At 31.4% G+C, this 21,901-nt stretch carries 17 protein-coding genes and 1 other RNA gene; 7 read left to right on the forward strand and 11 right to left on the reverse strand.

The features are described 5' to 3' along the window. Window positions 1-17: 17 nt before the first annotated feature. Together pyk and AC27L2_RS06485 are read right to left on the reverse strand one after the other, a co-directional pair. The gene (pyk, locus tag AC27L2_RS06480) at window positions 18-1,445 is read right to left on the reverse strand and encodes a pyruvate kinase (RefSeq protein WP_487210898.1); all 1,428 of its coding nucleotides are present in this window, start codon (window positions 1,443-1,445) and stop codon (window positions 18-20) included. After that, window positions 1,442-3,931 (reverse strand): Lon protease family protein, encoded by a 2,490-nt coding sequence (locus AC27L2_RS06485; protein WP_487210899.1) that lies wholly within the window; start codon window positions 3,929-3,931, stop codon window positions 1,442-1,444. The genes pyk and AC27L2_RS06485 overlap by 4 nt, the downstream gene beginning before the upstream one ends. Before the next feature lie 207 nt (window positions 3,932-4,138). Between AC27L2_RS06485 and lgt the strand changes: the two genes are divergently transcribed. Further along, the gene (gene lgt / locus AC27L2_RS06490; RefSeq protein WP_487210900.1) at window positions 4,139-4,924 is read left to right on the forward strand and encodes a prolipoprotein diacylglyceryl transferase; all 786 of its coding nucleotides are present in this window, start codon (window positions 4,139-4,141) and stop codon (window positions 4,922-4,924) included. Between the two features lie 19 nt (window positions 4,925-4,943). After that, window positions 4,944-6,098: a TolB family protein gene (locus AC27L2_RS06495; protein ID WP_487210901.1), complete on the forward strand. Its 1,155-nt coding sequence runs from the start codon at window positions 4,944-4,946 to the stop codon at window positions 6,096-6,098. 78 nt (window positions 6,099-6,176) lie between these two features. Here AC27L2_RS06495 and AC27L2_RS06500 read toward each other — a convergent pair whose 3' ends face one another. Continuing rightward, on the reverse strand, window positions 6,177-6,389 hold the full coding sequence (locus AC27L2_RS06500; protein ID WP_353676925.1) for a cold-shock protein: 213 nt from the start codon (window positions 6,387-6,389) through the stop codon (window positions 6,177-6,179). 247 nt (window positions 6,390-6,636) lie between these two features. Between AC27L2_RS06500 and AC27L2_RS06505 the strand changes: the two genes are divergently transcribed. Together AC27L2_RS06505 and AC27L2_RS06510 are read left to right on the forward strand one after the other, a co-directional pair. After that, window positions 6,637-7,995 carry a M16 family metallopeptidase gene (locus AC27L2_RS06505; protein WP_487210902.1) on the forward strand — a complete coding sequence of 453 codons (1,359 nt, stop codon included), beginning with the start codon at window positions 6,637-6,639 and terminating at the stop codon, window positions 7,993-7,995. Between the two features lies 1 nt (window position 7,996). Continuing rightward, window positions 7,997-9,448, forward strand: a complete 1,452-nt coding sequence (locus AC27L2_RS06510) for a M16 family metallopeptidase (protein ID WP_487210903.1) — start codon at window positions 7,997-7,999, stop codon at window positions 9,446-9,448. Window positions 9,449-9,481: 33 nt separating this feature from the next. On the opposite strand, the gene AC27L2_RS06515 is transcribed toward AC27L2_RS06510, so the two are convergent. The 7 genes from AC27L2_RS06515 to AC27L2_RS06545 form a co-directional block, all read right to left on the reverse strand. After that, window positions 9,482-12,829 (reverse strand): hypothetical protein, encoded by a 3,348-nt coding sequence (locus AC27L2_RS06515; protein ID WP_487210904.1) that lies wholly within the window; start codon window positions 12,827-12,829, stop codon window positions 9,482-9,484. Window positions 12,830-12,841: 12 nt separating this feature from the next. After that, window positions 12,842-13,495, reverse strand: coding sequence for a DUF4159 domain-containing protein (locus AC27L2_RS06520; protein ID WP_487210905.1), 654 nt, complete (start codon window positions 13,493-13,495; stop codon window positions 12,842-12,844). 135 nt (window positions 13,496-13,630) lie between these two features. Further along, window positions 13,631-15,058 (reverse strand): NOL1/NOP2/sun family putative RNA methylase, encoded by a 1,428-nt coding sequence (locus AC27L2_RS06525; protein WP_487210906.1) that lies wholly within the window; start codon window positions 15,056-15,058, stop codon window positions 13,631-13,633. A gap of 1 nt (window position 15,059) precedes the next feature. Next, window positions 15,060-15,485, reverse strand: a complete 426-nt coding sequence (locus tag AC27L2_RS06530; protein ID WP_487210907.1) for a hypothetical protein — start codon at window positions 15,483-15,485, stop codon at window positions 15,060-15,062. Window positions 15,486-15,542: 57 nt separating this feature from the next. After that, on the reverse strand, window positions 15,543-16,106 hold the full coding sequence (locus AC27L2_RS06535) for a hypothetical protein (protein ID WP_487210908.1): 564 nt from the start codon (window positions 16,104-16,106) through the stop codon (window positions 15,543-15,545). Window positions 16,107-16,136: 30 nt separating this feature from the next. Beyond that, entirely contained in the window at window positions 16,137-16,787 is a 651-nt protein-coding gene (locus tag AC27L2_RS06540) for an RluA family pseudouridine synthase (protein ID WP_487210909.1), read from the reverse strand. 2 nt (window positions 16,788-16,789) lie between these two features. Beyond that, complete coding sequence (locus AC27L2_RS06545) at window positions 16,790-17,416, reverse strand: hypothetical protein (protein ID WP_487210910.1); 627 nt, start codon at window positions 17,414-17,416, stop codon at window positions 16,790-16,792. Between the two features lie 126 nt (window positions 17,417-17,542). On the opposite strand from AC27L2_RS06545, the gene alr reads away from it, so the two are divergent. Next, window positions 17,543-18,694 (forward strand): alanine racemase, encoded by a 1,152-nt coding sequence (alr, locus tag AC27L2_RS06550; RefSeq protein ID WP_487210912.1) that lies wholly within the window; start codon window positions 17,543-17,545, stop codon window positions 18,692-18,694. Window positions 18,695-18,697: 3 nt separating this feature from the next. On the opposite strand, the gene AC27L2_RS06555 is transcribed toward alr, so the two are convergent. Beyond that, a complete protein-coding gene (locus tag AC27L2_RS06555) occupies window positions 18,698-19,417 on the reverse strand; it encodes a hypothetical protein (protein ID WP_487210913.1) in 720 nt (239 codons plus the stop codon). A gap of 300 nt (window positions 19,418-19,717) precedes the next feature. On the opposite strand from AC27L2_RS06555, the gene rnpB reads away from it, so the two are divergent. Both rnpB and recJ read left to right on the forward strand, forming a co-directional pair. Continuing rightward, window positions 19,718-20,149: RNase P RNA component class A (gene rnpB, locus AC27L2_RS06560), an RNA gene on the forward strand. Between the two features lie 22 nt (window positions 20,150-20,171). Continuing rightward, window positions 20,172-21,890: a single-stranded-DNA-specific exonuclease RecJ gene (recJ, locus tag AC27L2_RS06565; protein WP_487210914.1), complete on the forward strand. Its 1,719-nt coding sequence runs from the start codon at window positions 20,172-20,174 to the stop codon at window positions 21,888-21,890. The last annotated feature ends 11 nt before the right edge of the window (window positions 21,891-21,901 follow it).

Genomic DNA, 21,901 nt, shown 5'->3' on the forward strand with positions numbered 1-21,901 from the left:
ATTATTCCATTATTTTTTCAAACAACTATAAATCTCATCCAAGTTCTTCTACCTTTATCTTTCATTGGTTCGCCTGCAGTAAAAATAATTACATCTCCATCTTTAATCAAATTTTTTTCTTTTAACAATCTTTTTGAATTTGCTATTGCAGCTTCTTCATTATAAATCTGGTCAAGGAAAAATGGTTTAATTCCCCAGTGAAGATTTAAGGTATTGAGAGTCTCAAACTTATCAGAGATTGCAAACAAAGATGCTTCGGGTCTAAATTTTGAAACAATACTTGCTTTAATTCCAAGATGTGTAAAGATTACAATTGCCGAAGCTTTCACTTGTTCGGCAGCTCTTACAACTGCAGCTCCGCTTGCATCGATCATGTTTTCAAAAATATTTTCTGGAATATGATAATTTATATTTTTTCTGTTTCCAGCTTCGGCTTCGGTTGTAAGCAATATTTGGTTCATTACTTTTACTGCTTCAACTGGGAAATTACCCACAGATGTTTCGCCGCTTAACATAACAACATCAGTTCCATCCCAAACAGCATTTGCGATGTCAGAAACTTCGGCTCTTGTTGGAACTGGATTGTTAATCATAGATTCGAGCATTTGTGTTGCGGTAATTACAAGTTTCCCAACTTCATTACATCTTCTAATAATTTTTTTCTGAATAACAGGAACCTGCTGAACTCCAATTTCTACACCTAAATCTCCGCGTGCAATCATAATTCCATCAGAAACTTCAAGAATTTTTTCGAAGTTATTCACTGCTTCTTCTTTTTCAATTTTTGCAATTAATGGAATTTTAAAACTTCTCTCTTCAAGCCATGTTCTTAAATTAACAATGTCTTCTGGTTTTCTCACAAAGGATAATGCAATAAAATCGACACGATGTTTAAGAGCAAATTCCAGATTCTCAAAATCTTTTTCTGTTACTGAGGGAGTGCTTAATTTCATTCCTGGCAGATTCATTCCTTTTTTTGGTTTTAGAATTCCGCCTTCAATTATTCTGCAAATTATTGAATCATTTTTCTTTTCTTCTATTATAAGTTTTATTAAGCCGTCATCAATTAAAATTGTTTCGCCAATTTGAGAATCATTAATCAATTGCGAATAACTTGTAGAAATTTTTTCTTTTGTTCCTTTAATGTTTTGAGTGGTGATTTCAAGTATATCACCAGATTTAATTTCAATTTCTGGCTGTATTAATTCACCTATTCTAATTTTGGGTCCCTGAAGGTCAACTAAGATTGGAATCGGCAAAGATTTTTCGACACAAATTTCATTTATAAGATTAAATACTTTCTCAAAATATTCATAATTCCCGTGTGAAAAATTCAGACGAAAGCCGTCTGCCCCAGCATCGATTAATGCTTCTAATTTTTCTTTTGTATCTGATGCAGGACCGATTGTAATCAGAATTTTTGTTTTTGCAAATTGATTATTCACTTTTTCTTCTTTCCTTCACTTGATTTAGAATTACTTTCTTTCTGGTTTGAATTTGTTTTCTTCGAAGGTTCTGGTTTCAATCTTTTTTTCATTGCGATTAATTCTTTTTCAACAAGACCAAAAACAGTGTTTGGTTCATGTTTGCCGTTCTTCAAAACTTTTCCAGCTTTAATGCCAGTTAAGATTTCGATAGCCTCATCAACAGTAGATACTGGATAGATATGAAATTTTCCTTCTTTAACTGCATTAATAACTTCATCTTTGAGCATAAGGTCTTTTACATTCTGAATTGGAATTACCACTCCATGTTTACCATTTAATCCTTTCTTTTTGCATACATCAAAAAAGCCTTCGATTTTTTCATTAACGCCGCCTATAGGTTGAATTTCTCCTTTTTGATTAACCGAGCCAGTAATTGCAATTGATTGTTTGATTGGAATCCCGGATAAAGCAGAAAGGAGAGCACAAATTTCCGTAATTGAAGCGCTATCGCCGTCAATAAATCCATAACCTTGTTCAAATACAAGATTGGCATTAAACGAAAGAGGAATTCTTTTTCCAAATTTTTCTCTGAAGTAACCTGAAATAATTAAAACGCCTTTGTTGTGAGTGCTACCGCTCAATCCAGCTTCGCGCTCAACATTTATAATGTTTCCGCTTCCGAGTGAAACAGCTGCAGTTATTCTTGATGGTCTGCCAAATGAGTAAGTTCCGCTTTGATAAACAACGAGAGCATTAATTGTTCCTACACGTTCTCCTTCTGTGTCAATTAAAATTGTTCCTTCATGAATCATTTGAGAAAGTTTTGATTCATAAAGACCATGTCTTTCTTTTGAAGCTTCGTAAGCTTGAGTGACATGATAATCTGTAACCATTTTATCTCCATTATCACGCGCCCAAAAGCTGGATTCACGTACTAAATCTGCAATGTAAGCAAATCTTGTAGTTAATTTATTTTTTTCTCCTGCATATCTTGCACCATACTCAATAATTTTAGCAATTGCAGATTTATCGAACTCAAGAAGTTTTTCTGTTTGAATTAATTTTTTTATTACTCTTGCATATTCAGTCAATGCTTTATCGGTTCGAACCATTTCATAATCAAAATCAGCTTTTATTTTGAAAATCTTATTAAAGTCGTCTTCGTATGCCGATAGGATTGAATAAATATAATTATTTCCAATCAGAATAACTTTTGTGTCAATTTGAATTGGTTCTGGTTTTAAAATGCTTGGAGCAATTTGATAAAGATTTGCAAGGTCTTGAATTTCCAATTTACCATAAAGAAGGACGCGTTTTAGTGATTTCCATACCCCGGGTTCACTGAATGCATCAAGAGCATTAATTACAAGGAATCCGCCGTTTGCTCTTAAGAGAGAACCGGCTTTTATTCTTGTAAAATCTGCATACCAGCCGCCGTGTCCATCACTAATTCTTTCTATTGTTCCAAAAAGATTTGTATAAGTTGGGCTTGTTTCAATTACGACTGGACATTCCTTAGTGTGAGAATTATCCAGAATGATATTTACTTCATATTCTTTTAAGTAATCAACAATAATTCCGCTTTCTGTTTCTTCTCGAACAGGTTTTTGTCCTTTGAATATGTCGAGATTCAAAATTATATTTTCACTTACCTGGTCAAGATAGTATCTGACTTTCTTGAATTTATATTTTTTCTTTAAATCATCAATTGTAACCTGAACTATAACTCTTACAGCTTCAGTTTCAAGTTGAATAATTTTTTCCTGAAAATCTTGAGTAAGCTTTAAGCTGTCCTTAAAGACTTGTTGAAGTTCTTCCTGATAAGAAGTGTATTTATTAAAAATTTCCTGTGCCTGATCTTGAGATAATTTATTTTCATTAATTAAATCCTGAAGCTGAGTTATAAAAAAAGGTTGATTATCAATTACAGCAAGAATTTCTGGGCGAACCATTTCCCCCATTTTAACTTCGCCAAGCGTGAAATTATCTTTCCTCAGTTTGTCTTCAAAGTTTAACATTATTGCTCTTTGCTGTTTTGTGTAATCAGATAAAATTTGTTTTTTCTTGCTGACAAATGGTTCTGTTGATAAAACTTGAGGAATTCTTTCCTGTAAAAATTTAATTGCTCTGTTTAAATCTCTCTTAAATTTTTTTGCCATTCCTGCAGGAAATTGAAGCAATAAAGGTCTGTCTTCATCTTTGAAATTATTCACATAGGCATAATCATAAAGTTGATTTTCACAATTTGGGGCAATTGATTCAAGCATCTTTTTGATTGAAGTTAATTTGCCTGTGCCTGATAATCCTGTAACAAAAATATTATATCCTTGACTTTTCAGTTCAACACCAATCTTTAATGCTTTTAATGCACGTTCCTGACCAACTATTCCTTCAATTGGTTCTAATTTTTCTGTGCTTTCAAATTCAAAAATCTTTGGGTCGCATGTCCATTTCAGTTCATCTTCAGTTAACTCACGATGTTTTGCCGCTTTTTTTAGAGACATAATTAAATTCCTTTTTGAAGTCATTCTTAATTCAAAAATAAAAATTAAAGTGATGTTTATCTAATCTAAAATTTAGATTCCATAATTGAACAAAATCAGTTGAATTTAGTTTGTTATATCATCAATGTTATCGAATCATACTTTTGGTTTATTACTCTATGATTACTAAATTTGCTTGTAATAAGTTAATTCAAATTGAGGATAAGATTGATTTACTGGGATGTAAATCCCGAAATTTTAAAACTTGGACCATTTACAATAAGATGGTATGGTTTACTATTTGCACTTGGCTTTCTTATTGGTTATCAAATCATGTTATTTATTTTCAAAAGAGAAAAAAAGAAGGAAGCTGATTTGAATGATTTACTCTGGTACATAATTTTAGGAACCGTTATAGGTGCAAGATTAGGACATTGCTTGTTTTATAATCCAGTTTATTATTTATCCCATCCATTAGAAATTATTCAGATATGGAAAGGTGGATTGGCAAGTCACGGCGGAGCAATTGGAATTCTTATTGCAATTTATTATTTCGTCAAAAAGAAAAATCAATATTCATATTTGTGGCTGCTTGATAGAATTGCAATTCCAACTGCACTTGGCGGCTCTTTCATTCGACTTGGTAATCTCTTCAATTCCGAAATTATTGGAAAACCTACAAATGCTTCGTGGGGATTTATTTTTGCTGCTGTTGATAACGTTCCGCGATATCCCGCACAACTTTACGAATCAATCGCATATCTATTAATATTTATTTTTTTATTTGCTTATTACTTCCGTTCAAATGCAAAATTTAAAAATGGTTTTTTGCTTGGATTATTTCTTGTTCTTGTTTTCACTTTCAGGTTTTTTGTTGAATTCATAAAAGAAGACCAGACTTACTTCGAACAATATCTACCTCTTAATATGGGACAAATTTTAAGCATTCCTTTCATCATTGCTGGCATTTATCTTTTATTTCGTGAAGATAAAAAAACCATCATCATCAAATAACAAAACAGAAAGAAATTTCATGAACAATAAATTATTTTTTGCAGCAATTCTAATCGTTGTTATTTTTTCATTTGATTCTGTTTTTCAAAAATCCGAAAACATTCAGAAATATGACCCTGCAAAAGATTCTCTAAGATTTGAAGGAGAAAAACATTTAAGAAATATTCGTCAACTTACATTTGGCGGAAATAATGCCGAAGCTTACTGGAGTTTTGACAACAGAAAATTAATATTTCAAAGTGATTGGGAAAAAATTAATCCTCATGGATGCGACCAAATTTTTATAATGAATGCCGATGGAAGCCTATTAGAAAATCAAAATAAATATAAATTAGTTTCTACAGGAAAAGGAAGAACAACATGCAGTTATTTTTTACCTGATGGAAGAATAATTTATTCATCCACTCATGCTGCAGATGAAAGATGTCCGGAATCAAAAATGTTTTCAAATGGAAGATATGTTTGGCCACTTTACAAAACTTATGATATCTATATTGCAAATTCAGATGGCTCAGAACCAAAAGTATTAATCGGCGGCGATGGTTACGATGCAGAAGCTACAGTTTCTCCCGATGGAAAATATATTGTATTTACATCAACAAGGTCGGGCGACCTTGAATTATGGAGATATGAAATTGCAACTGGTAAATTATTGCAGCTTACAAATACATTAGGTTATGACGGCGGTGCATTTTTTTCACGCGATTCAAAACATATTGTCTGGCGAGCAAGCCGTCCAAAAGGTGAAGATGCAGAAATCTATAAAAAACTACTTGAAGAAGGATATGTTGAACCAAAAGAATTAAATATTTTCATTGCCGATATTGACGGCAAAAATGTTCGTCAGGTAACAAATTTACCCGGTGCTAATTGGGCTCCTTTCTTTCATCCTGATGGAAAGAAAATTTTATTTTGTTCCAATCATCATTCATTAAAAGAAGGAGGAAGACGTTTCGACATTTTTATGATTAATCTTGATGGAAGCGGCTTAGAACAAATTACCAACTCCGGAAATTTTGATGCTTTCCCAATGTTCTCTTATGACGGCAAAAAATTAGTTTTTTGTTCCAATCGAAATAAAGAAAGAAAATTTACAAGAGATACAAATGTATTTGTTGCAGATTGGATTGAATATCCTGAAGATGTTGACAACAATTTTAAATCGATAAAATAATTTTTAGCAAAAACTGTTTCTCTTCATTTTTAAAATAAAAAACCCCCGTCAATGCGGGGGTTCAAAGTTAATGGTCTATTACTTTATTACTTTAACTTCAGAGGCTTGCAAACCTTTCTGACCTTTTGTAATTGTAAATTCAACTTTATCATTTTCGGATAATGACCTGTATCCATCTCCAATGATTGATTGAAAATGTACAAACACATCTTCTCCGTTTGCCTGTTGAATAAATCCATAACCTTTTGAACTGTTAAACCATTTAACAGATCCTTGTCTTCGCTCTGCCATGACAGATGCTCCTTTTTAATTGATTTGTAAATTGACAGGGCTTTAAAAATTGTGGGAAGGTTTACTTCTACATCTACTTCTAAAACTGCTGCCTTTCTAAAACAAACATAGGCATAATTAATTTAATATCCTAATTTTTTGTAAAAATAATTTTAGAAATAGAAATCATTGAATGATATCAAAAAAGTATCTTAGAAATTCACAAAAAGAAATTTTATTTTACACTAAATATTATTCAGGAGATGTTATGAAAAAAACTGCATTATTAATTTTTCTTTTTTCAATTATACTTTCTGCACAAATTAAAATACCATACGAAAGATATGTATTACCAAATGGTCTTAATGTAATTTTGCACGAAGACCACACAACTCCAACAGTATCTGTAAACACATGGTATCATGTTGGTTCGAGTTACGAAAAGCCAGGCAGAACAGGTTTTGCACATCTTTTTGAGCACTTGATGTTTGAAGGTTCAAAACATGTTCCTGAAGGTGATTTTGACAAATTACTCGAAGCAGCAGGAGGGGAAAATAACGGCTCAACTACAGAAGACCGAACAAATTACTTTGAAGATGTTCCTTCAAATGCTCTGGAACTTGCTTTATATCTTGATTCAGATAGAATGGGATTTCTGCTTGATGCAATGACTCCAGAAAAAGTTGATGGTCAACGCGAAGTAGTAAAAAATGAAAGACGCCAGAGTTACGAAAATCGTCCATATGGATTAGCATGGGAAACTATTTATAAAAATTTATATCCAGCAGGTCATCCTTACAGCTGGCCTGTAATTGGTTCAATGGAAGATTTAAATTCTGCAAGCTATGAAGATGTAGTTGAATTTTATAAAACTTATTATGTGCCAAATAATGCATCACTTGTAATTGCAGGAGATATTAATCCAAAAGAAACAATTAAACTTGTTGAAAAGTGGTATGGAAATATACCAGCAGGAAAACCTGTTCCACCACAAAATCCTGCAGCAGCAAATTTACATGAAGAAAAAATTGTTGTTCTTGAAGATAAAGTTCAGCTGCCAAGAATTTATATGACATGGATAACTCCGCCTAAATTCGCACCCGGCGATGCTGAAATGGATATTCTTGCTAATATTTTAAGTGGAGGAAAAAATTCAAGACTTTATCAAAGATTAGTTTATGAACTTCAAATTGCACAGGATGTAAATGCTTTTCAAAATTCAAGTAAACTTTCTTCTCAATTTTTTATAATAGCTACTGCGCGTGCCGGACATAATTTAACCGAAATAAAAAATGTTATTCAGGAAGAAATAGACAAATTAAAAAAAGAGCCTCCAAAAGAAAGAGAACTTCAAAGAGCAGTAAATCAAATTGAAGCTTCATTTCTTGATGCACTTGAGAAAGTTGGCGGATTCAACGGAAAAGCAGATTTATTAAATTCATATTTCTATTATGCAAAAAATCCCGATTATGCCAATGAAGATTTAGCACGATACAAAGCAATAAGTACAGATGATATTCGTTCAGCTGCACAAACATATTTATCTGATAATGCAAGAGTAATTTTAAGCATTGTTCCAAAAGGAAAAACCGATTTAGCTGTAAAACCAAATGCGGAGGAAAAATAAAATGAAAAATTTTCGTAAACTTTTTTTGTTAATATCTTTCACTCTTACATTCGTTGTAAATGCACAGGAAGTTGACAGAACAAAACCGCCGGCATTACCTCCGCCAAAATCATTGACACTTCCTCAGCTTGAAAGATTTGAACTTTCAAACGGTTTAAAAGTAATTTTAATGGAAAAACATAATGTCCCATTAATTCAATTAAATGTAATTATAAAAGCTGGAACAATTGATGACCCGCAGCAAAAAGAGGGTCTGGCTAATCTCACATTTGATATGCTTGATGAAGGAAATGCAGGAAAAACTACTCTTGAAATTGCAGATGCAATTGATTTCCTCGGAGCAAAAATTTCTACAAGAGCTGGTCAACATTTTTCTGGAATTTATCTTCACACCCCTGTTTCAAAATTTGATGAAGCATTAAAAATAATGGGGGATATAATTCTTAAACCTGATTTTCCAGAAAATGAACTTAAAAGAAAAAAGAAAGAATATTTAACCACAATTTCTCAATGGCACGACCAGCCAACATCAATTGCCGGCATTGCATTCAACAAATTATTGTTTGGAGAAAATCATCCCTATGGAAAGCCATCTATTGGAAATGAAAATTCAATCAAAAATTTTTCAACTGATGATTTGAAAAAATTCTATTCGAAATATTTTAAAGCCAACAATGCTTTTGTTGTTGCAGTTGGTGATATCAACAAAAACGAATTAAAGAACAAACTCGAAAAAATTTTTGGAAGATGGAAAAAAGGAGAAATTAAAGAAACAAAAATATCCGAACCCAAACAGGTCGAAAAAAGAATTGTTTATTTAATTGACAAACCAAATTCTGCACAATCCGTAATTTATATTGGAAGAGTTGGACCAAAAAGATTAACCGAAGATTATAATTCAATAATTGTTATGAATACAATTTTAGGCGGTTCTTTTACATCAAGATTAAATAATAATTTGAGAGAAGAGCATGGCTATACTTATGGTGCAGGCTCAAGATTTATTTTCAGACCTGTTGCCGGAAGTTTTGTTGCTTATTCATCAGTTCAAACAGAAGTTACTGACAAAGCACTCATTGAATTTTTCAAAGAATTAAATGGAATTAGAGAACCTATTCCTGATGATGAATTAAACAGAGCAAAAAATCTTGTAGCTTTAAGTTATCCACAAAATTTTCAGTCGGTTGAAGAAATTGCATCTCAAATTGAAGAACTAATAGAATATAATCTTCCAGAAAATTTCTTTAATGATTATGTAAAAAATATGCTTACAGTAAAAAGTGAAGAAGTTAATGCAGCAGCAAAAAAATATATTCAGCCTGATGAAATGATTGTTATTATAGTTGGTGATAAATCTAAAATTGAAAATGGGATTAAAGAACTAAACCTTGGCGAATTAAAAAGTCTAAGTGTTGAAGATATTCTTGGAAAAGTGCCTGCTATAGAAAACTGATTTATAAAAAATAGAGACGTCGATGTGGCGTCTCTATTTTTCTTTTTCAAGTGCCTCAAAATATTTTCTTATCAAATCTTCATAATCTTTTTTATAACCTTGATTCATTGCTTTCTGTAATTCATCACGAATTTTATTTTTTCTTTCTTCATTGGATAAAATCAAATCAGGAGGTGAATTTCTGTTTACATTTTTTCCCGTTGTCGATTTTCTTTCTTTCTCATAATCTCTTTCATTTATTGAACGCTGTGCATCGAGCAGACGTGATAAAATTCTTTCCTGCTGTTTCACCAATTCATCATCTAATTTCTCTGTTTCTAAATTGGTTACTACTTCTTTCATTTCATCAAGAATTTTTTGAAGATTTGCTGCAAGACTTTTGGATTTTCCTGCTTCCTGTGCTTCTTTGTTTAATTGTTCCAATGATTTTCTGATTGTTTCCTGTTCAGCTGCAAGTCTTTGCAATTGTGCCATCATTTCTTGAGTGAGCTTTCCTTGATTTAGCATTTGTGTTAATTGATTAAGATTCATTTGCTGTTGAGTTATTTGCTGCAGCTGCTGAAACAAAGACATCATTCCTCCACCTTGACCTCCATTCATCATCTGTTCCATTCCCCCTTTTAATAAACTTGCAGCTTCATTCAAAAATTCCATCGCTCTGCTTTGATATTGAGATGCAACAGCACCATTTCGATTTTGAAGTGCTCCAATTGATTTTTGCATTTCCGAAAATGATTTTCCAAGTGCTTTTCCCATTTCTGGTGTAATTGCAAAAGTTTTTTGTGAAAGCTCTGTCATCTTGTTGAGAATTTTATTCAAATTATTTTGAAGTTCGTTTTGCTTTCTTGAATTTTTTGTAAACTCTGATGAATTATAATTCAGCTTTGATGTTTCATTCCTTAATTTTTCCTGCATATCAGACAATGTCAACAAATCATCCAGTATCTTCATCATTTCATAATAAGTTTTTAATTGATTCATTTGCTGCATAGCAGATTGTAAAGCTTTGAATTCATTATTCATGATTGACATATTCGAAGAAAGCTGCTTTTGATTTTCAAGTGCATTCATCTTTTGCATGTTTTGCAGCTCTTTCATTGCTTCTTTCGACAATTCCTGATTATTCTGTTCATCAAATTTTTCCATTGCCTTTTGTAATTGCTCAAGGGGCAAATCTTTGAGGTCTTCCATTTTTTCTTTCAGCTTTTTCATTTCTTCTTCAAGATTATTTAATTCATCAGTTATGCTTTCCTGTCGTTTGGATAATTCCTCTCTTGTTGCGTTATTCGATAGATTGCTTTGTTCTGTTCTGTTTTTTAATTCATCAATTTTCTTTGTTAATTCTTCGGTACGTTTTAAGAGCTCGTCAATTTTTTGTTCTACTTGAATTCTTTTCAATAAGTTAATTGTTCTCTCAATACTCTTTTTAAAATATTCTTCATTTGCTTTCAGTTCTTCAAGAGACATTTGAACATTATCCCTCATCAAGCTCTGCAAAGTTTCCTGAAGTTTCTTAAATGCTTCTTTCAATTCGTCGCTTGTCATTTCATCAAGAATTTTTTGAAGCTCATTATACTTTTGCAAAGTTTCTTCTGAAAGCAAGTTGTTCTGCAAAAGATTACTCTGCATCTCTGCAAGTTTTTGAGATATTTCTTCTGCTTTCTGCATCAAGTTTTTAAATTTTTCTGCAGCTTTTTCTACTCTTTCCTTTTCTTCCCATGTTATATCTTTTCTGTTTTGCTTTAAATCGCTACTAAGCTTTTGCATTTCTTCTTTTAATTCTTCGGCTTCTTTAAGTGTTTTATTTAAATCATCTACTGCACTTTGTTGAGATTGTTCTGCTTCTGCAAATAATTCATCAATTGAAGGAACTTGAATTGATAATACTTTTGTTCGTGCAGATTTTGGTCCGCTTACATTATCATTATCAAAAATTTCAAGATAGTAAGAAACTACATCTCCTTCAGTTAAAACAAGAGAAGATAAATCCCATGTGTAATAAACTTCGTCTTCCTTTTTATCTTTATTAATTGGAATTGTAGCTGAAGAGAAATTTTCATCAGCTTTTCTGTATTTTGAAAAAGTAATTCTGTAGTTAAGATTCAATTTTGTAAAGCCAAAATCATCTTTAATACTTGACACAAGAGAAATTTTATCATTGTTTGTTTTGATATTATCTGCAGGAGAAATCATTTCAATTGACGGCGGTTCATCATTCATTACTTTTATAGAATAAACAATTGGATTATCATTTGAAACAGACTTTTCATCATAAATCATGATTTTATATTGTGAATCTTTCCAGATATTAAATTCAAGAAATGCATTGTTTTCTTTTATCGACATCTGCTTTACTGTTGAATCATCAAACACAATTTCAGCTTTCGATAAATTTTGTGATGAACTCACTGCTAATTTAATCTTGCTTCCTTTTAATGCATTTATATTGCCATTATCTTTTTGCACAATCTGAGAGATTTTTGAATATGAAGGCGGGATTACGGTTATTTCAATACTTTTAATCTGCGGTCTATTGACTGCAGTAATTTTGAATACATCACTTTTTATTTTACCCGAGAATGCATAGTATTCATAAGAATTTTTTACAACTGGAATTTCATAGCTGCTGTTGTGTGTTGAATCAGGAATTAATTTTTTACTAACAAATTCAGTTTCATCTTCTGATTTCAATGCCAGATAAATTTCTTTTGGATGTTTGCCAATGGTTTTAATGTTAATTGTAAGACTTTCCCCTTTTGTAACTTCTTTGTTTCCAGGTGATATTTCAAAATAAAATTCTAAGGGTGGCGAAAAATTTTTATTGTAGTTAATCAGCCGATTTAAAGCTAAGTTTAATTGAGGAATCAAAGATGAAGCAAGCAATACAACAGCAATAATTGTTAATGCTGACTTTAATAATTTCTTAGTAGAAGAAAAATCAACAATAGAATTAAAATTAAGTTCTTTTGTTTTTCTATAAACATTGTCAAATGCTGCATCAATTAATTGTTGTGAGTAGTTATTATTTTTTTCTTCTAAGAGCTGAATTGCATTTGTAAGTTCGTCTTTAATATTCTCAAAATAATTACCAATTCTTCCAGCAACTTCAGCATAATTTATTCTTTTGATTGACAGAAGACTTTTTACAAAAGCAATTATAAAAATCAAAAATGAAATCAAAACTGTTGCAATGAATAAATAAAATAAAATTGTTCTTACAGAAGAATTAAAATTACCCGCAGCTTCAATTAAAACAATTAACAAAAAAAGAATAGAGAGAAAAGAAATCAGTGAAAGGAACAGATTTAATCCTTCTTTTCTTTTTTCGAGTAATAAAAAATTTTTCAGTTTCTCTTTTATTTCGTCTCTGCTCGATTTCATCTTAATAAAATTTTAATTCATTAATGCCCATACAACAATATTAGTTCCAAACTTTAATGCTTCAAGACGTTTTTCCTGCGGGTCTTTATGAACTTCGGGATCTGCCCATCCATCACTTGGATTACTTTCATAAGTATAATAAACACATAATCTTCCATTTACAAAAATTCCAAATCCTTGAGGAGGTTTATTGTCATGTTCATGTATTTTTGGTGGACCATAATTGAAATCATAGACACAATGATAAATTCCATAATTGAATGGAATTTCAACCAAATCTTTATCGGGAAAAACTTTTTTTATTTCTCTTCTGAATGCTTTATCCAGACCATAATCATCATCAACATAAAGAAAGCCGCCGTTTTCAAGATAGGTTCTAAGTTTTTTTGCCTCTGAATCTGAAAAAACAATATTGCCGTGCCCCGTCATAAACAAAAATGGATAAGCAAAAATATTTCCGCTTGTTAAATCAACAAATTCATAAACTGGATTTGTCTTGATGTTAGTATTCTCTGCAATAAATTTCAGAAGATTTACTTCTGCCGAAGGGTCGTTATACCAGTCGCTGCCACCGTTATATTTTAATCTGGCTATCTTAAATCCAATTTGGTTTTGTGCAAATAATGTGCTTACAAAAATTAGAATAAGAATTATAATTCGTTTCATATTGAATTTTTATTTTCAAATGCTAAGATAATTATTTTGTTGACTCGAATCATGAGAATTATTTTTCAATTCATTGAGTTGAAGGAAAAAATTGGATTGTATTCAAAATTATACTTCAGAAATTATTTGAAATAATTAAACAATAACAATTTCTTGAGTTCGCAAAGCTCTTGGGAATTGACTTTTCAATCCTTCGCCGGATGAAACAGCAGTGCCAAGAATATGATTATTGTATTTCACAATTTTTTGTCCTTCCTTACCAAAATTTTTCTTAATTGTTCCTCCTTTCAAATACAATTCGAGCTCTTTTTTATCCTCAAGTTCAACAATATTTTTATTAAAATGATTTCCAAGTATCTGTGCAGCAACTGTGTGAACCTGCACAATTTTGTTTTTATCTATCGAACCAAACTTTGAACCAATTCGATTAAACATTCCCGTATTAATTGATTCCCAATCTTCATTGACAAAATATAAATCTTTGCTCCTTACAATGTAATGATAATTTTCAAGAACACCTTTTTCAATTCCATAATAATCAGAAACTCTAAGTAAAAAGTCTTTTACTTTTTTGTCTGAAAAATTGCAAAGTTCTATTTTATCTCTTGAATGAATCTTTTCAGAATTTTCTTTTAGTTCATCTGTTTTAATTAATTTAGCAACAAAAAATCCTTCCGAATTAACTTCCCAAGGAAGAATTCTTCTTGCCTTTGATATTGAATGAATAAGTTCTTCATTTTCATATCTTGTAAATGCAGGTTTACTTTTTATCGATAGATTCATTTCTTTTAATTCCACAGGATACTTTTTTAAAATCTTATTCAACACAAGTTCATTTTCTTCAAGAGTTAATGTGCATGTTGAATATACAAGAGTTCCGCCGGTTTTTAACATTTTAATTGCACTTAAAAGCAATTTGTATTGAACTTCTGCAATGCTTCCAATTTTATTAATGTTCCACCAGTTGCTTACTTCCCCTCTTTTCTGAACAATTCCAAGTGCACTGCATGGTGCATCAACAAGAATTTTATCAAAATAATTTTCAAAAGATTTACTTAAAAGTTCTCCTTTCTTATTCAGGACTCCAGCATTTACAATGTTCATTTTATCCAAATTAAACATTAATACTTTCAATCTGTCAAGTGAAATATCATTTGCTATCAAAGTTCCTTTGTTATTCATCAAATCTGAAAGTTGAGTTGTCTTGGACCCTGGAGCTGCACACAAATCAAGAACTTTATCAGTTTCTTCGGGATTTAACACTTCTGCTGGAATCATTGAAGAGAGACTTTGAATGTAATAATGCCCAAGTATGTAATAAATTGTTTTGCCAATTAATTCTTCTCCTTCAATAACTTGATATGAATTTTTTATTGATTCTATTTTCTTTAATTCAATTCCGTATTCCTTCAAGTTTTTGATGAGCAATTCTGAATTAACTTTTCTGGAAAATCTTATGCAGCTTTTATAATTGCTGTCATAAAATTCTTTATACTTTTGAAAGTATTCTTCGCCAAAATTTTTTTTAATGTAATTAGAAATATTTTCACTGAGTAAAATCATTTTAGAGTCTTACCAGATTTAATGAATTAAATATTTGAGTTGATATCAGAGGAAAATTTTTTGACTGAGGGAAATTTTCCTTAAAATCTTTTTCAATGCTTCTTAAAAGATTATCCAGATAATTTTCATATGATTCAACTGCTAATTTTATATCATTTTCGTTTATTGGCAGAAAAATTTTTTTCGGCTTATTTCTATTTGAGTATATAATATATTTTGCTTCATAAAAATTATTTACATGATAAATGATATTCCCATCACTATCTACAATTTCATAACTGTCAAAAAGCGGTGGTGTAAGAAGAAGATTCTTGCCTGGCAGTTCGAAAGTTTTATTTTCTGATGATGACTTAAAATCATCCGGGAAATTTTTTAGTTCCTGTTTAATTTTTTCAATCCACTTAATTGTAAACTCTTTTTCAGTCATATATTAATTCCTTTTATAAACTTTTCAGAACATCAAAGTCACTCAAAAGAATTACATTTATTTTGACATTTTAGCTTTCATCAAAGCAATTGACAAAGCATATCTAAATCTAAATAGAGAATATGTTGCACCAGTTACAGCATCAACTTTCATATAATTTTGTTTTTCAAGAAGTTGTTTTTCATAAGATGGATAAGCAATGGAAGGAGAAGTTCCAGTAATAATCATTTCGTTATTATATTCAATATCTTTCTCTTTCCCCTTTCCATCTCTTTTTATTTCATCATAATCAATCTTAATAATTTTTTCATTTTTGATTTCAATTTTTACTACATGTTTATAATCATAAGCATCGTATGGAGATTCACCAACGTAAATTCCATCTTTGCAACCTTTTGCATCTGTAGGAATGTTATTCATTTTAATCCACTGTTCAAATAGTGAATTCAGTTCTTCGGGTGAGCGTGTCTCAATTAAAAAATGCATGTTTTTTACTGTAGCTTTGAAATATTTGTCTGATGCATTATAATCTTTAATTTCATCAAGTGAATCTTTTTCAATTCCAGTGCATTTGGCTATCAAAAGAATTAATAACAAAATTTGTTTGAAATTAATTTTCATAATTTCTGCTGATTACATTTTATGAAGCAATTAATCTTTTCTAATTTCATTCAATATGTTTATGAAAGATTCTGGCAAAGGAGATTTTATTTTTACTTTTTTCTTATCTTGAACAAAAAAATTAATTTCTTCTGCATGAAGCATTAAACGAGAAAAATTTTTCTGTAATTTTTTTTCTCCATACTTCAAATCTCCAACAATAGGATGACCAATGCTGTAAAGATGAACTCTCAATTGATGACGTCTTCCTGTCTCAGGTGTTAATTCTAACAAAGTATATGAATTAAATCTTTCAATCACATTAAACTTGGTTCTGCTTTCCTTGCCTTGAACTTCATCAATACCCATTCTTCCAGAGCCAAATTGACGAATTTTTTTATTTATTAATCCTGAATCTTCCATTAAAACTCCATGCACAAGCGCAACATAATTTTTTTCTATAAGATGATTTTCAAACTGCTGATTTAAGAATTTATGCATTGAAGAATTTTTTGCAAATATTAAAACTCCGCTTACATCTTTATCAAGACGATGAACAATAAATAATTTCTCTTCGTATTTTTTCTGTAAAATTGAATGTACAGTTTCAATTGATTTATCACTTTCTTTAATTGATGAAATTCCTTCCGGCTTATCTACTGCAACAACATTATTATCTTCATACAAAATTTTTATTTCCATGTTCAGCTCAGTTCAAGTAAAAAAGCTTCCTGAGAATTAAAGACGGTTTTTTCAAATCCCATTTTTCTTAAGTATTTGTTATGAGTTTTATTGCCTGGATAAGTGAAAATTTTTCTGATATTATTTTCTCTGAAAAATTTCCTGTAAACATATCTTCCGATTTTAAAATCTCGATAGCCGGGAATAACATAATCAAGATTTACCAAAACTGTATTGCTGTCAATATTCTTTGCACATACAAGTCCAGCTGGAACAGAATTTCTAAGCACAAAAATTACTCTGTTGTTATTGTTGGAATCGAATGAAAAATTTGGTACATATTTTTTTATTTCATTTTGATGAAATGAAAGAAAATATTTCAAATACTGGGAATCAGGTTCAACTTCAAGAATATCAAAGTATTCTTTTGCAGATAAAATTTCGATGAGATAATAAACATTAACAATTGCAATAAATCCATTCACAAGAGCTACTGGATATGCAGTAATAATAATTCCATAAAATGTAAAAATTAATGAACCAATTAAATTGATTATTCTTAACTTTACAATTGAACTCATCATAAGAGAAATAGCAACAAGAACAGAAGCTAAGTAACCAATTACTTCGACTAAATTAATGTTGTACATGTTTATTTCCCGATAGCTTTTGTAATAAAATTCTATAAAATTTTTTTACTTGTTTTAATTTACAAAAATGATTAACCACTTCCTGAATAAAATCTTATTTTAGTAATATAAAAAATGAAATTTCAGATGAACAATTATAACAACTATCCTATAATCAGTCTGGATGAAATTATTAGGCCAACTCAATTAGTAATCGATTTAAAAGTATTAAAAGAAAATTTCAAAAAAATAAAACAACATGTAAGTCCTGCCCGCATGATGCCAATCTTAAAAGCAAATGCATATGGGCATGGACTTGTGCGAATTGCTCAACTAATGCAGGAACTTAATGCCGATTACATCGGTGTTGCAGTTCTTGAAGAGGGAATTCTTTTAAGAGAGACAGGCATTACACTTCCAATACTTGTGCTTGGAGGAATATGGGGCAATCAAATTCCAATTTTCTTAAAACATAATTTAACTATGACAGCTTCTTCAATTGAAAAGCTAAACCAGATTGATGAAATCGCAGGTGAGATGAAAGTTAAAGCCAAAGTTCATTTAAAAATTGATACTGGAATGGAAAGAATTGGTGTGCATTATTACAATGCAAAAAATTTTCTTGATGCTGCAGTTAAAACAAAAAATGTAATCATAGAAGGAATTTACTCTCATTTTGCAAATTCAGAAAAAAGTGATTTAAGCTATACTAAACTTCAGCTGGAAAGATTTCAAGAAGTAATCTCGTACGCAGAAAAGATATTTCTTAAAAAACCAATTTTTCACATCTCAAATTCAGGAGCAATACTTCAGATGCCTGAGGCAAACCTTGATATGGTTCGTCCTGGAATTATGCTGTATGGAGTTTATCCATCAAATGAAGTCAAAAAAACTGTAGAAGTAAATCCCGCTTTAACATGGAAATCAATTGTGGTCTATTTCAAAGTGATAAAACCAAATCATCCAGTTGGTTATGGCTCTACCTGGCAAACTAATCATGATATTCGTGCTGTAACAGTTCCAGTTGGTTATGGTGATGGTTATATGAGAAGCATGAGCAACAAAGCAGAAGTTATAATTCGAGGAAAGAGATATCCAGTTATTGGTACAATTTCAATGGACCAGATTGTTGTTAATATTGAAAATGACAGTGCTTATAATGGCGACGAAGTTATTTTAATTGGTTCTGATGGACAAAGTAAAATAACTGTAGAAGAACTTGCAGAATGGGCAGGCACAATTCCATACGAGATTTTAACCAATATAAATACACGCGTTCCAAGAGTCTATATTGAATAAATCCTAAGCAGCTAAATATCTCATCAATTTTCTTTTTGCAATAGGCAGAACAGTTTCATTAAATGGAAAATCAATATCTGTTTCAAGATTATAAGTTGCTGGATTTGGCAGCTCGGGATATTTCTTTATCAAATCAAGTTTAATTGTTTCAGGAGGAATTACTGTAGTTTCTTCTTTAATAAATTCAAGCAAATGTGTTTTTAATGATTTAAAAGGCACATTTGATGTAACAATATTGGACAGTAAAAATTTATAAATATAAGTTGCTTTCTCAGCATGTGAAGGTACAAAGAAATAACCTTCGTCTTTGTAGAGAGGTAAAATTCCAATTTCTTTTATATCCATGTTGGATTCAACAAAATCATAAATTGCTGTGCCTTCTTCAATTACTTCTTTAATCTTAGGAAGAGCCCATTCAATAAAGTCAAAAATTTTTGAAAGTTTATCTTCGCTTATTTCTCCTGTATTATATTCATAAATTAAAGATTGATTTTCCAAATCTATCCCAACAATTTTTTTTGAGAGCAAGCCTCTATAATTTTCTCTTTGATGTAATAGATTATTGAGTTCATTGCTCAAATCAATCAGCTCGCCAAAGACTGGATACAATTTATTTTTATGTAAATGTTCTCTATAATTTTTCAATGCTGCAAGAACTTTATATTGAGATAATTCAGCATCTTCAGCCGAGGAGATGAAAACATCAATAGTTAAGTTTTCCATAATACCTCCATATGAAGATTTAATATTCTGTTCTAATTAATAATCGACATATAAATAAAAAAGTTGATATAGAAATTCACAAGTGTAAAAATTTTTCTATTGGAACATGATTTTATAAATAATCATTTAAAAGAAAAAATTGATAAGCAACATTGAAATAAAAATGCAGTGATTAAAATATTTTACTAATTAAAATGAAAGCAGTATAAAATTTTACTGATGCAGACTGGTTTATAATTTATTATATTTGTTGCAGTTGAAAAAATATGTATAATAAATGGAAGTAGAAGAACAGTTGATGAATCATGTTGGGCAGTTGCTCTCTGAAGATAAAATTTCAGGGGGAGGAAAGTCCGAACACCGCAGAACAAGGTGCCGGGTAACGCCCGGGGGCTTGAAGACGAAAGTCTCAAGCTACGGAAAGTGCCACAGAAAAAATACCGCCCTGCTGCAGGCGGGGTAAGGGTGAAAAGGCGAGGTAAGAGCTCACCGCTCCGATAGTAATATCGGAGGTCTCGTGATGAACGAGATCCTGCAGAAATGCAGGACACGGCAAACCCCACCTGGTGCAAGGTCAAGCAGAAGGACTCCCGCTACGGCGGGAAAAGGTTGTTCGCCTTTCAGTGCCTTCGGGTAGACCGCTAGACCACGATAGTAATATCGTGGCTAGATAAATAACTGCCGCCCGCCTCCGGCGGGTTACAGAATTCGGCTTATAGACATGATTCATCACTGTTCTTCTAAAAATTAAATTATGCAGAACAAAAAATGGAAACTAAAAGATTCTCCAGATGAAAAATTAATTCTATCTTTAGCTGATAGCCTGAATATATCAAATTCTCTTGCTTTGCTTCTTATTCAAAGAGGTATTACTAATTTTCAGGAAGCAAAACTTTACTTCCGCCCAACTTTAGATTCTCTTTACGACCCATTCCTTATGGATGGAATGCAGGCTGCTTCCAACAGAGTTATTAAAGCCATAACTAACAATCAAAAAATCTGTGTTTACGGAGATTATGATGTTGATGGCACATGCTCGGCTTCATTAATGTATCTTTTTCTAAAAGAACTTGGAGCAGATGTTTTTACTTATATCCCAAACAGATTATCTGAAGGCTACGGCATCTCAATTCAAAGTATTGATTACTTAAAAGAACAAGGTGTAAACCTCATAATTAGTGTCGATTGTGGAATTACTGCAGTTGATGAAGTTGATTATGCAAAATCTCTAAACATTGATACAATTATATGCGACCATCATCAGCCAAAAGATAAACTTCCAGATGCTTATGCAATTTTAGACCCATTAAAACCTGGCGACCCATATCCATTCAAACATCTTTCGGGTGCTGGTGTTGCATTTAAACTTGCAACAGCCATTGGCCATAAAATTGGAAATAAAGATATGGCTTTAAAATATCTGGACCTTGTTGCACTGGCAGGAGCTGCAGATATTGTTCCCCTTGTAGATGAAAACAGAATTCTTGTTAAAGAAGGTTTACAAATTATAAATAATAATCCTCGTCCAGGTATTGCTGCGTTAATAAAATGTTCAAGAATTGAACCGGGCAATTTAACTGCAGGTCAAATTGTATTTACAATTGCACCGCGTGTCAATGCAGTTGGAAGATTGGGCGATGCTAATAGAGCTGTTGAATTATTTACAACAGACGACCCAATTAAAGCAATGGAACTTGCACAAATTCTTGAAGACGAAAATCAAAAACGCCGTTCAATTGACGAAGCAACTTTTTCTCATGCCGTCAATCTTGTTGAATCTTCTATCGACCTGAATAATGAATATGGAATAGTATTGCATGACAACGACTGGCACCCAGGAGTAATTGGAATTGTTGCATCTCGTCTTGTCGAAAAGTTTCATCGTCCAACTATTATGCTTACAACTGTAGATGGAATAGCTAAAGGTTCTGCAAGAAGCATCCCGGGCTTCAATATTTATGAAGCTCTTCAAAGTTGTGAAGATTTATTGCTGCAATTCGGAGGTCACGAAGCTGCCGCTGGTCTTGCAGTTGAAATTGATAAAATCGATATGTTCAGAAAAAGATTTAATGAAATTTTAAGACAATGCATTAATGAAGAAGACATCTCACCTGAAATTCTTATTGATGCTAAAATTTCTTTTTCTGAAATTTCTCCTAAGTTTATAAGAATACTCGACCAATTTGCACCTTTTGGACCTGGAAACATGAGACCAATTTTCTTGAGCGAAAAAGTTTCTTTAACCAATCCTCCAAGAATTGTTGGCAATAATCATTTTGTTACAACTTTCAAACAAAACGGGAACGATAAAGTTTTTGATGCTATTGGATTTAATCTTGGCTATTATGCTGAACATATTGATAAAGATAAAGATTTGGTAGATATTGTATACACAATTGAAACAATTAATAAAGATGGGAAAATTTTTCCTCAATTAAGAATTAAAGATATTCGAGTAAATAATCATTATTAAATAAAAAGAAA

The sequence above is a fragment of the Rosettibacter sp. KY25 genome, from assembly GCF_057554405.1.